Origin of the sequence: Nocardioides proteolyticus (assembly GCF_051280635.3) — a bacterium.
Classification (GTDB): Bacteria; Actinomycetota; Actinomycetes; order Propionibacteriales; family Nocardioidaceae; genus Nocardioides.
In genome coordinates this window covers 44,838-55,384 of the sequence record NZ_JBNBPO030000028.1, presented here as the reverse complement: position 1 = coordinate 55,384, position 10,547 = coordinate 44,838, and the positions used below count along the sequence as shown (strand labels likewise).

10 protein-coding genes are annotated in these 10,547 nt (G+C 74.4%); 7 read left to right on the top strand and 3 right to left on the bottom strand.

Annotated elements, in window-relative coordinates:
• Positions 1 to 159: 159 nt before the first annotated feature.
• Both ACPOLA_RS16045 and ACPOLA_RS16040 read left to right on the top strand, forming a co-directional pair.
• Positions 160 to 456 carry a type II toxin-antitoxin system VapB family antitoxin gene (locus tag ACPOLA_RS16045; protein ID WP_435771506.1) on the top strand — a complete coding sequence of 99 codons (297 nt, stop codon included), beginning with the start codon at positions 160 to 162 and terminating at the stop codon, positions 454 to 456.
• Between the two features lie 7 nt (positions 457 to 463).
• Entirely contained in the window at positions 464 to 1,003 is a 540-nt protein-coding gene (locus ACPOLA_RS16040; RefSeq protein ID WP_435771505.1) for a LytR C-terminal domain-containing protein, read from the top strand.
• A 33-nt stretch (positions 1,004 to 1,036) separates the two neighbouring features.
• On the opposite strand, the gene ACPOLA_RS16035 is transcribed toward ACPOLA_RS16040, so the two are convergent.
• Positions 1,037 to 2,548: a potassium/proton antiporter gene (locus tag ACPOLA_RS16035; RefSeq protein WP_435771504.1), complete on the bottom strand. Its 1,512-nt coding sequence runs from the start codon at positions 2,546 to 2,548 to the stop codon at positions 1,037 to 1,039.
• A gap of 68 nt (positions 2,549 to 2,616) precedes the next feature.
• Here ACPOLA_RS16035 and ACPOLA_RS16030 point away from each other — a divergent pair, with 68 nt between their 5' ends.
• The 5 genes from ACPOLA_RS16030 (at position 2,617) to ACPOLA_RS16010 (ending at position 8,255) form a co-directional block, all read left to right on the top strand.
• The gene (locus tag ACPOLA_RS16030) at positions 2,617 to 4,107 is read left to right on the top strand and encodes an FAD-binding protein (RefSeq protein ID WP_435771503.1); all 1,491 of its coding nucleotides are present in this window, start codon (positions 2,617 to 2,619) and stop codon (positions 4,105 to 4,107) included.
• An 86-nt stretch (positions 4,108 to 4,193) separates the two neighbouring features.
• Positions 4,194 to 5,378: an aminotransferase class I/II-fold pyridoxal phosphate-dependent enzyme gene (locus ACPOLA_RS16025; protein ID WP_435771502.1), complete on the top strand. Its 1,185-nt coding sequence runs from the start codon at positions 4,194 to 4,196 to the stop codon at positions 5,376 to 5,378.
• A gap of 53 nt (positions 5,379 to 5,431) precedes the next feature.
• Positions 5,432 to 5,878, top strand: coding sequence for a WXG100 family type VII secretion target (locus tag ACPOLA_RS16020; RefSeq protein WP_435771501.1), 447 nt, complete (start codon positions 5,432 to 5,434; stop codon positions 5,876 to 5,878).
• Between the two features lie 8 nt (positions 5,879 to 5,886).
• Positions 5,887 to 6,846: a hypothetical protein gene (locus ACPOLA_RS16015; protein WP_435771500.1), complete on the top strand. Its 960-nt coding sequence runs from the start codon at positions 5,887 to 5,889 to the stop codon at positions 6,844 to 6,846.
• Complete coding sequence (locus ACPOLA_RS16010) at positions 6,846 to 8,255, top strand: hypothetical protein (protein ID WP_435771499.1); 1,410 nt, start codon at positions 6,846 to 6,848, stop codon at positions 8,253 to 8,255. The genes ACPOLA_RS16015 and ACPOLA_RS16010 overlap by 1 nt, the downstream gene beginning before the upstream one ends.
• Here ACPOLA_RS16010 and ACPOLA_RS16005 read toward each other — a convergent pair.
• The gene (locus ACPOLA_RS16005; protein ID WP_435771498.1) at positions 8,234 to 9,577 is read right to left on the bottom strand and encodes an acyltransferase family protein; all 1,344 of its coding nucleotides are present in this window, start codon (positions 9,575 to 9,577) and stop codon (positions 8,234 to 8,236) included. The two genes, ACPOLA_RS16010 and ACPOLA_RS16005, sit on opposite strands and share 22 nt — an antisense overlap.
• Before the next feature lie 48 nt (positions 9,578 to 9,625).
• Entirely contained in the window at positions 9,626 to 10,528 is a 903-nt protein-coding gene (locus ACPOLA_RS16000) for an alpha/beta fold hydrolase (RefSeq protein WP_435771497.1), read from the bottom strand.
• Between the last annotated feature and the right edge of the window lie 19 nt (positions 10,529 to 10,547).

Genomic DNA, 10,547 nt, shown 5'->3' with positions numbered 1-10,547 from the left:
GTCTCGTTTTTGTGAGCGGACGCATGCGGGGGGACGGCCTGCGGGGGCCGGCGGGGGGCGCCCCCCCCCCCCCGCCCCACGCCCGCGTCGCCCAGCCCGCCGGGGGCGGCGCGCGTTCGGCCACGTCCGGCGCGCGGCCGCCCCCTAGACTCCGAATCCGTGATCTTCAAGCGCGTCGGCGTCGGGCGGCCCTACCCCGACCACGGGCTCACCTCCAAGGGGTGGGCCGCCGTGCCACCGCGCCAGGTCCGGCTCGACCAGCTGGTCACCACCAAGGACACGCTCCAGCTCTCCTCCCTCCTCGACGAGGACTCCACCTTCTTCGGCGACCTCTTCGCCCACGTGGTGTTGTGGAGGGGTGAGTACTACCTGGAGGACGGGCTGCACCGCGCCCTCCGCGCCGCGCTGCAGCAGCGCCACGTCCTCCACGCCCGCGTGATCCGGATGGAAGGCTGACCCTGCTGTGGACCTCGACCTGAACGAGCGCGGCCGCTCGGCGCTGACCCTCGCCGTGCTGGCGGTCGTCTTCCTCGGCGGTGTCACCTGGGCGTGGTCCAAGGTGACCGAGCCGTTCCCCGAGCGGGTCGACCCGCCGCCGTGCACCGACACGCTCATCGCGGAGGGCGAGGACGTCACCCCGCCGCAGGTGATGGTCAGCGTGCTCAACGCCGGCGGCGCCGACGGGCTGGCCAACAAGACGATGGCCCGGCTGGTCGCCCGCGGCTTCGGCGAGGGCCGGACCGGCAACGCCCCTGCCGGCACCGGCCCCCTGGCCGCGGAGGTGTGGGCCAGCGACCCCGGGGACCCGGCGGCGATCCTGGTGGCGTCGTACCTCGGCAAGAAGGTGGAGATCGTCGACAAGCCGTCCGGCTACCCCGGCATCACCATCGCCGTCGGCAAGGGCTTCGGGGGCGTGAAGAAGGGCCGGGCCGCGGTGACCGCGCAGGCCGAGGCCTACGTGTGCACGCCGCCGCTGAGCACCAACCCCGAGGACGTCGAGTAGCCGTCGAGTAGCGGTCGTCGGTGGAGCCGCCGGTCAGTGGGGCGCCGGTCCGCCGTCGCCGAGCCACTGCGCGAGCCGGCCGCCGGCGCTGACCTGGCGCAGCCGCTGCTCCGTCCGCTCCCGCAGCTTGCGCGGCGTCACCACGATCAGGTCGTCGCCGTGGCGCAGGACGGTACGCCGCTCCGGCACCATCGCCCGGCCGTCGCGCACGATCATCGAGACGTTGGCCCCCACGGGCAGCCGCAGTTCGCCCACCTCGACCCCGTGCAGCTTCGACACGGGGCTGATGGTCACCTGCAGCAGGTCGGCGGCGACGCGCTCCAGCGGCGCGGCCTCCACCTCGATGCCGCGCGGCTCGGAGCGGCGCGCCACCCGCAGCACCTTCGCCACGAACGGCAGCGTCGGCCCCGTGACGCAGGTGTAGACCACCACCATCACGAAGACGATGTCGAAGAGCTGGTCGGCCCCGTCGACCCCCTCGGCGAGCGGGATGGTGGCGAACACGATCGGCACCGCGCCGCGCAGGCCCGCCCAGGACAGGAAGGTCAGCTCGCGCAGCGGCATCGGGCGTACGACGGCGCTGACCGCCATCGAGACCGGCCGGGCGACGAAGGTCAGCACCAGGCCGGCGAGGACGGCCATCCCGACCGTCGACCAGGTCAGCCGGCCCGGCGACAGCAGCAGGCCCAGCATCACGAACAGCCCGATCTGCGCGATCCACGCGAGGCCCTCGACGAAGGACCTCGTGGCGGCCCGGTGGGGCAGGTCGGCGTTGCCGAGGACCAGCGCGGCGACGTACACCGCGGCGAAGCCGCTGGCGTGGACCGCCGGGCCGGCCCCGTAGGCCAACAGCGTCAGGCACAGCACCGCGATGGGGTAGAGGCCCGAGGAGGGGAAGGCCGCGCGGCGCATCAGCCACGCACCCCCGAAGCCCACGGCGAGGCCGATCGCCACGCCCGCCGCGAGCTCGTAGCCGACGATGCCCGCCACGGCGAGCGGGCCGTGCTCGTCGAGGGCGCCGCTGGAGATGAGGGTGACGATGACGACGGTCGGCGCGTCGTTCAGCCCCGACTCGGCCTCGAGGACGCCGGTGATCCGCTTCGGCAGCGGGACGGCCCGCAGCACCGAGAAGACCGCGGCCGCGTCGGTCGCGGAGGTGACGGCGCCGAGCAGGACCGCCAGCTCCCAGGAGAGGCCGAGCAGGAAGTGGCCGCCCAGCGCGACGATCGTCACCGAGACCACCATGCCGAGGGTCGCGAGCGAGGCGCCGAGCGGCATCGAGTGGCGGACGTCGGACCACGTGGTGGTGAGCCCGCCCTCGGCGAGGATGACCGCCAGCGCGCCGAACCCGATCGCGTGCGCCACCTCGGCGTTCTCGAAGGGGATGCCGACCAGCGACTCCCCGAGCACCACGCCGATCAGCAGGTAGAGCAGCAGGCTGGGCAGCCCCACGCGGGAGGAGACCCGCACGGCGAGCACCGCCAGCAGGGTGACCGCCGAGCCCACCAGGACGAAGTGGTCGAGCTGGTGGACGTCGAAGCTCATGTCACCTCGGCGGCAGTCGGGGCGGCGGAGCCTTAGCGTATCGGTAGAACATGTTCTAGATTTGCCCCATGACCACCCAGACCCCGGCCGGCCTGGCCGTTCCCGAGGCGCTGCCGGCCAGCGCCCTGCCCGCCGACGCGGAGACCTTCGACGTGGTCGTCGTCGGGTTCGGCATCGCGGGCGGCTGCGCCGCGCTGGAGGCGGCCCGGTCCGGGGCGCGGGTGCTCCTGCTCGAGCGGGCCGCGATCCACGGCGGCACGTCGTCGATGTCGGGCGGCCACTTCTACCTCGGCGGCGGCACCGCGGTGCAGCGGGCGACCGGCCACGAGGACTCCGTCGATGAGATGGTGCGCTACCTGATGGCCAGCACCAAGGACCCCGACGAGCAGAAGATCCGCGCCTACTGCGAGGAGTCGGTCGACCACTTCGACTGGCTGGAGTCGCTCGGCTTCGAGTTCGAGCGGTCCTACTTCCCGGGCAAGGCGGTCATCCAGCCCGGCACGGAGGGGCTGATGTACACCGGCAACGAGAAGGTGTGGCCCTTCCGCGAGCAGGTGCGGCCGGCACCGCGCGGCCACAAGGTCCCCGTCCCGGGGGACACCGAGGGCACCCGGATCGTGATGGACCTGCTGCGCGAGCGCGTCGAGGAGGCCGGGGTCGTGGTCCGCTACGAGACGGGCGCGACCAACCTGGTCGTCGACGGCGACGCGGTCGTCGGCCTCGCCTGGCGCTCCTTCGACCAGCACGGTGCAGTGCGCGCCGGCGCCGTCGTCCTGGCCGCCGGCGGCTTCGTGATGAACAAGGACATGGTCGAGCGCTACACGCCGGCACTCGGGTCGAAGCTCTTCACCCTCGGCTCCACCTACGACGACGGGCTCGGGATCCGGCTCGGCGAGTCCGTCGGCGCCGCGCTCGAGCACATGGAGGAGCCGTTCATCACCGCGCCGTTCTACCCGCCGTCGTCGCTGGTGAAGGGGCTGATCGTCAACAAGCTGGGCCGGCGGTTCGTCGCCGAGGACAGCTACCACGCGCGGACGTCGTACCACGTGCTGCAGCAGCCGGACTCCGCCGCCTACCTGATCGCCGACAGCGACCACATGGAGGAGCAGCGGATGCCGCTGGTGCCGCTCAAGGACGGTTACGAGACGGTCGAGGAGATGGAGCAGGGCCTCGGCCTCCCGGCGGGCTCGCTCGTCGCGACGATGGCCCGCTACAACGAGCACGCCGCCGCCGGCGAGGACCCGGACTTCCACAAGCACCCCGACTGGCTCGCCCCGCAGACCAACGGCCCGTGGGGCGTCTACGACCTGAGCCTCGGCGTCGCGCTGTACGCCGGGTTCACGCTCGGCGGGATGGCGACCACCGTCGACGGCGAGGTCCGCCGGACCGACGGCTCGGTGATCCCCGGCCTCTACGCCGCCGGCGCCTGCGCCTCCAACATCGCCCAGGACGGCAACGGCTACTGCTCCGGCACCCAGCTCGGCGAGGGCTCCTTCTTCGGGCGGCGCGCGGGGCGGCATGCGGCGAGGGTGCTGCAGGAATCACCGGTCAACCGGTGATTCCCGCACTTCGCGGCCAGTGCAACGGCTGCGAAGTGCGAGTTCCGGCCGGGCCGTGTGACGGGTGGGGCAATAGGGTCGGTGGCGTGAGGGATCGCCTGGCGGCCGCAGCCCGCGCGAACGTGCCGCCGTTCCACGTGATGGACCTGCTCGCGGCCTCGGCGGCGCGGCAGCGGACCCGCGGCGACATGGTGAACCTGCTCGCCGGCCAGCCGAGCACCGGCGCCCCGGCCCCGGTGAGCGCCGAGGCGGTCCGGCTGCTCGGCACCGGCGACCCGCTGGGCTACACACCCGCCACCGGGATCGTCGAGCTGCGGTCGGCCATCGCGGGGCACTACCGCCGCACCCACGCCGTCGAGGTCGCCGCCGAGGACGTGGTGGTGACGACCGGATCGAGCGGCGGGTTCCTGCTCGCCTTCCTCGCCGCCTTCGACGTCGGTGACCGGGTCGCGATCGCCCGGCCCGGCTACCCCTGCTACCGCAACGTGCTCAGCGCGCTCGGCTGCGAGGTGGTCGAGATCGCGACCGGACCCGGGACCCGCTTCCAGCCGACCGTCGAGCAGCTCGCGCGGACCCACGCCGCCGCGCCGCTCGCGGGACTGGTCGTCGCCAGCCCGGCGAACCCGACCGGGACGATGCTGCTGCCCGAGGAGCTGGCCGCGATCGCACGGTGGTGCGAGGAGGCGGGCGTCCAGCTGGTCTCCGACGAGATCTACCACGGCATCGAGTACGCCCCGCTCCACGGCGACCCACCGCTCGCGCGCTGCGCCTGGGAGACCTCCCGCGAGGCGGTCGTGTTCGGCTCGTTCTCCAAGTACTTCTCCATGACCGGCTGGCGACTCGGGTGGATGCTGGCCCCCGAGCGGCTGCGCCGGCCCGTCGACGTGCTGACCGGCAACTTCAGCATCTGCCCGCCGGCCCTCGCACAGCACGCGGCCCTCGCCGCGTTCGACGACGCGTCGTACGCCGAGCTCGACGGGCACGTGCAGCGCTACGCCCACAACCGGTCGCTGCTGCTCGACGGGCTGCGCAGGCTCGGGATCACCGCGCTGGCCCCGGCTGACGGCGCGTTCTACGCCTACGCCGACGTGGGCCACCTGACGACCGACTCGATGGCCTACGCCCGCTCTCTGCTCGACCGCACCGGCGTGGCGGTGGCGACCGGCGTCGACTTCGACACCGTCGACGGCGGCCGGTTCCTGCGGTTCAGCTTCGCCGGCACCGCCGAGGACATCACCACCGCCCTGGACCGGCTCGACGGCAACCTGTGAAAACCCGAGGACGGCAGGTTTCGGGTCCGTCGGACGTGGGAAGGGCGCGTCTCATGTACGGCGACAGCGACCGCGTACGACGCCGGGCCACCGAGCTGCGCGACCAGGGCGCCGACGTGCGTGCGCTCGCCGACCAGCTGGTCGCCCGCACCCAGGCCGTCGGCTGGGGCGGCCGGGCCGCCGACGCCATGCGGACCCGGGTCGCCGACCGCGCCACCCACCTCCGCACGGCCGCCGACGCTCACGTCGGGGCGGCCGACGCCCTGGAGCGGCACGCCCGGAGCGTGGACGCGGTCAAGGACGAGATCGCGGCCGTCGAGGCCCGGGTCGCCGACCTGGTCGGCGACGCCCGCGGCCGGATCGCGGCGATCGCCGCGCGGAACGAGCAGGGCGACGGCCCGACCGTCACGCCCGACCCCGAGGACGAGCTGCTCGCCGCGTTCGCGCCGCCGCCACCCGGCCACCGCGACTGGCTCTCCGTCGAGCTGCCCGGACTCTAGGAGGCTCCGTGCCGACCATCGACCTGACGACTCCGGCCGACGCGGACCGTCCCGCGGACCTGCGCCCCGTCCAGGCCGCGCCGCGGCGGATCGGCCTCACCCTGCGCGAGCTCGAGCACGCAGCGCGCCTGGCGGGAGGCGCACCGCTTCCGTTCCAGGTCGCGGCTCCGGCCGCGGCCGGAGCCATGGAGAGCCGGCTCGGGCAGAGCCCCGCCACGACCGAGGACCAGGCGTATCGTGCGGTGGTCGCGTCGCTACACGACCCGGCGGAGTCGCTGGCGCGCCGAGGTCTGGTCGCCGGCGACGAGCTCGACCCCGGCGTGGCCGGGGCGATCGGGCTGCTCGCGGCTCCTCGGATCGCCCTCGACCTGGACGTCCGTACCGGCGGCGTGCAGGCGAAGGTCTGGCACCGGCAGGACGGTCCGGCCGTCGCCTCCCTCGCGACGGTCGACGGCATCGTGTTCGAGCTCGGCTGGTTCCCGACGGACGCCTGGGCGGGCGAGCTCGCCCGGGTGGCGGTGGTGTCGGAGGAGGTGCCGCTGACGGCGTCCGCCGTGCCGTCGTACCTGGACCTGCCCTACGAGCTCGCCGACGCCGCGGCCGAAGCCACGCGCACCGGCCGCGCCGACCTGCTGCCCGTGCTGGCCGGTCGCCACACCGGGAAGGTGCTCGGCCCGGACGGCCCGCTCCCCGACGTCGAGGTGGGTCGGGTCCTCGCGGCCCTGTCGAGCGAGGCGCAGGGGCGGTTGCGCGCCATGGTCGCCGACGTCGCCACGACGGAGGTCGAGTCGGTGGGGGTCCTCTCCTGGACCCTCCTCGCCGACGGCTGGCACGCCCTGCGCCCGCACCACCAGGACGGGATGCTGCGCATCGAGCTGCGCAGCGTGGAACCGTCCGACCTCGCCACGGTCGTGGCTCCGGTCCTCGCCCCGGTGGTCGCACCCGGTCGCGACGGGAGGGTGGCCTGATGGACCTCGGGGACGACCCGGTCGTCGCCGCAGCGGCCGGCGAGCAGCGCGCGGTCCCGCGGACCGACGTGGAGGCCGCCGACCTCGCGGACAAGTACGACCAGATGCTCCGCCTGGCGGACCTCTTCGACGACGCCGGCGCGCAGATGCGCGAGTGGGCGAAGCTGGGTCGCGACGTGATCACCGACCCCGACGTCGTCGAGTCGGCGCCGCTGTCGCCGGCGACCTGGGAGGCCGCCGAGGAGGAGCTCCGGGCCGCCACCACCGGCAAGCACGGCCTGCTGAGCCGCTCGATCGAGCTGGACGCCGACGCCCTGGTCCTCCGCGCGACCGTGCTCACCTACCGCTGGATCGACGAGCTCCAGGCCGCCGCCTACCAGACCCTCGGCGCCATCGCCGGCCGGGCGATCGGCTACCTGGCCCCCGAGGTCAGCCTCGGGGGCGCGATCGTCGCCGCCGGCCTGATCGAGACCGACGCGCTCGACCGCGACGGTGTCGCGGCGTACCTCAACGAGCTCGCCGAGTCGAACCCGGAGCTGCTGGACCACGTCACCACCGGTGGGGGCGTGATCGACAGCCTGCAGATGCGCGGCCTGCTCACCGCCGGCGTGCTGTCGGGCGAGGGCGGCCGCGCAGCTCGGAATGGAGGCCTGCGCGCCGCGGGCGTCGCGCCGCTGGTGGACGACTGGGACGGCGCCCTCCGCGACGCGGCCGTCGGGCTCGGCCACACCGACCGGTCGGACCCCGGCCCCGCCCCGGCCGCGGTGCGCGGGGCCGACGCCGGCACAGCGGGCGCTGCGGCGCCCACGGGCCTGGCCGACCTGATGTCGGTCCTCTGCGCGAGCGAGGGGGCCGGGCAGCCGATCCGCATCCGGCAGGTTCGTTCGGACCGGCTCCTCGTCTTCCTCACCGGGCTGCCGACGACACCGGCCGCGCCCGGCCGCCTGCGGCTGGTGTCCGCCGACCAGTCCGGCTATGCCGCCGAGGTCGTGCGGGCGATCGCCGACAGCGCGCGGGAGGCGCCGACGGACGGCCAGGTGCGCGTGATGCTCGTTGGCAGCGGCGCCGGCGGCGCGGCTGCGGTCGAGATCGCCGCCACCTCCGACCTCCCCGGCTTCGCGGTCGACCAGGTGGTGACGGCCAGCGCCCCCTCCGCGCAGCTGCCGGCCCTGCCCGGGGACGTCCGCGTCCTCTCCCTCGAGGACCGCGGCGACCCGGTGGCGCTCCTCGGCTCGCTGATCAACGCAGGCTCCGCCAACCGCCTCACCGTCGTGTACGACGCTCAGGGAGAGCCCGGCGTGCCACCGCTCGTCGCGGGCGGCCGGGCGGCCGACAGCGCCGACCATCCGGAGCTGGTGGCGGCGCTGGCGCGGTGGCGCGAGCTGGGCTACCTCGCGCCACCGGCCTGACGGGGCCCGGTCCGGTCCGCCGTCCCCGGCAGCCGCACGACGCCGCCCAGCACGCAGGCGACGACGGGGACGAGCGGGAGGTACCACAGGACCTCGCCCTGCCGCGCGATCCCGAGGTAGGCGAGCGCACCCAGCCCGGCGCAGATCCCGAGAGCGGCAGCGACCGGCTGCGCTGCCGGCGGCGCGGGCCGCGGGTCGCTCGCTGGCGACTCGAAGCGGCCGACGACGGCGACCGCGCCGGCGGTGAGCAGCGCCAGCACCGCGAAGTACACCGGCCTGGTCAGCCACCAGCCGGTGGTGTCCGGCACCTGGTGCAGGCCGAGGCCGCCGAACGCCATGGAGAGTGCGACCAGCGCACCGAGCACCGTGAGGTGCCACAGGTAGATGCTCATGATCCGCGCGTTCACCAGCACCGTGGCGACCCACACCCGGCGGCGGGCCACCAGCCGCTGCAGCAGCGGCTCGAGGGTCAGCACCACGCCGGCCTGCAGCAGGCCGAGAAGCCCCTGGGTGACGCGCGTGGGGAACGCGTTGTCGATCTCATCGGTGCCCAGGCCGACCATGGACACGGCGTACGGGCCCTCGACGGTGAGCAGGTAGAGCGCGCCGAACCCGACCGCTACCAGCGCCAGCCGGCGCCCGAGCGAGGCGAGCCGACCGTCCAGCCACGCGTAGCCGAGCATGTGCACGGCGGACCAGACGACCAGGTAGTTCAGGAAGCCGACGGCCACCAGGTCGTGGCGGACGCTGACGACGTCGACCAGCCCGCCCAGGGCCAGCGCGGCGCCGACCGACCACCACCCGACCCGGTCCCACGCGGCCAGGGTCAGCGGAGCGACGGCGACGACGACCACGTAGGTGGCCAGGAACCAGGTCGGCACGAGGGAGGCACGGCTGGCGATCCGGAGCAGGTCGGCGTCGACCCCGGCGGCGTGCGCGGCCGGGGCGAGGACGGCCCAGAAGACCATCAGCGGGAGCACCGGCAGCACGAGCCGGCGCAGCCGCGATCGCAGCCAGCCGGCGTACGTCTGGTCGCGCCGGCGTGCCGAGCGCCAGGACAGCGCGTTGGCGTAGCCGCCGACGAGAAAGAAGACCGGCATCACCTGGAGCGCCCAGGTCAGCGAGTGGGTCCAGGCGGCCAGGTCGAGCAGGTCGCCCCGGTGCAGGTCGCCGTCCGCGTCGACGTGGACGGCGGCCATCAGCCAGTGGCCGAGCACCACGACGAGGATCGCGGCAGCGCGGAGCAGGTCGACGACGCGGTTGCGCTCGGGCGGGGTCTGGTCGGCAAGGGTCGCCACGGCGGGCAGCAGGCTGGAGGACATGCCGGTGAGCCTGTCCGGGCCCGGCCCGGGCGACACGAGTGCGCGTACTCAGCTCCTCGCCGACGAACGCGACGCCACGTCGCCGGCGAACGCGATGAAGAGCCGTGCGACGGTGGCCGGGTCGCGGCTGACGACCCAGTGGCTGTCCTCGACCACGGTGACCGTCAGGTCGCGCACGTACGGCGCCGGCGCCTCGGTCTGCAGGGCCGGTGAGACGTGCACGTCGTGGGTGGGGGCGATCACCTGGACGGGAAGGAGCAGCTCGGGGGGTCGTGGGCGGCGCATCCGGCCGGGCACGTTGGCGCGGTAGAGCTCGATCCCGTTGACCAGCTCCTTCCGTCCCCGGCTCGCCTCGGTCGGGCTGGGCCGCCCGGGACGCGGGCCGCGGGCGGCCGAGTGCCGGACGAGGCGGTCGATGACTCCCGTCCGCGCGAGGAGCTGCGGCAGCGCCGGCGCGAGGAACATCCCGATGTAGTAGGACTCGAGCAGCTGCACCACTCGGGGCAGGGGCGCCGTCCCGGCGCGGCGGAGCCAGACGGCGGCCGCGTCCAGGGACGGTCCGGAGATGCTGGTGAAGGACGCGACCCGAGGGCCCGAACGCTCGGCGACGAGGGCGTCCCAGAGCTGGATCGATCCCCAGTCGTGGGCGAGGACGTGGGCCGCCCGGTCGGGCGAGACGGCCTCCAGCACGCGGTCGAAGTCGTCGGCGAGCTGGTCGATCCGGTAGTCCGAGCGGCGAGCGGGTACGTCGGACCGGCCGGCGCCGCGGACGTCGTACCGCACGACGCGGAAGGTGCCGGCGAGCTCGGCGGCCACGCCGTCCCAGACGTGGTGGTTGTCGGGATAGCCGTGCACGCAGAGGACCGTCGGCGCGTCGAGAGGACCCTCCTCGTAGACGGCCAGCGTCAGCCCGTCGCTGGTGAGCACTCGTCGCGTCGGCTCGGTCCCCATGTGCACTCTCTCCTCCGCT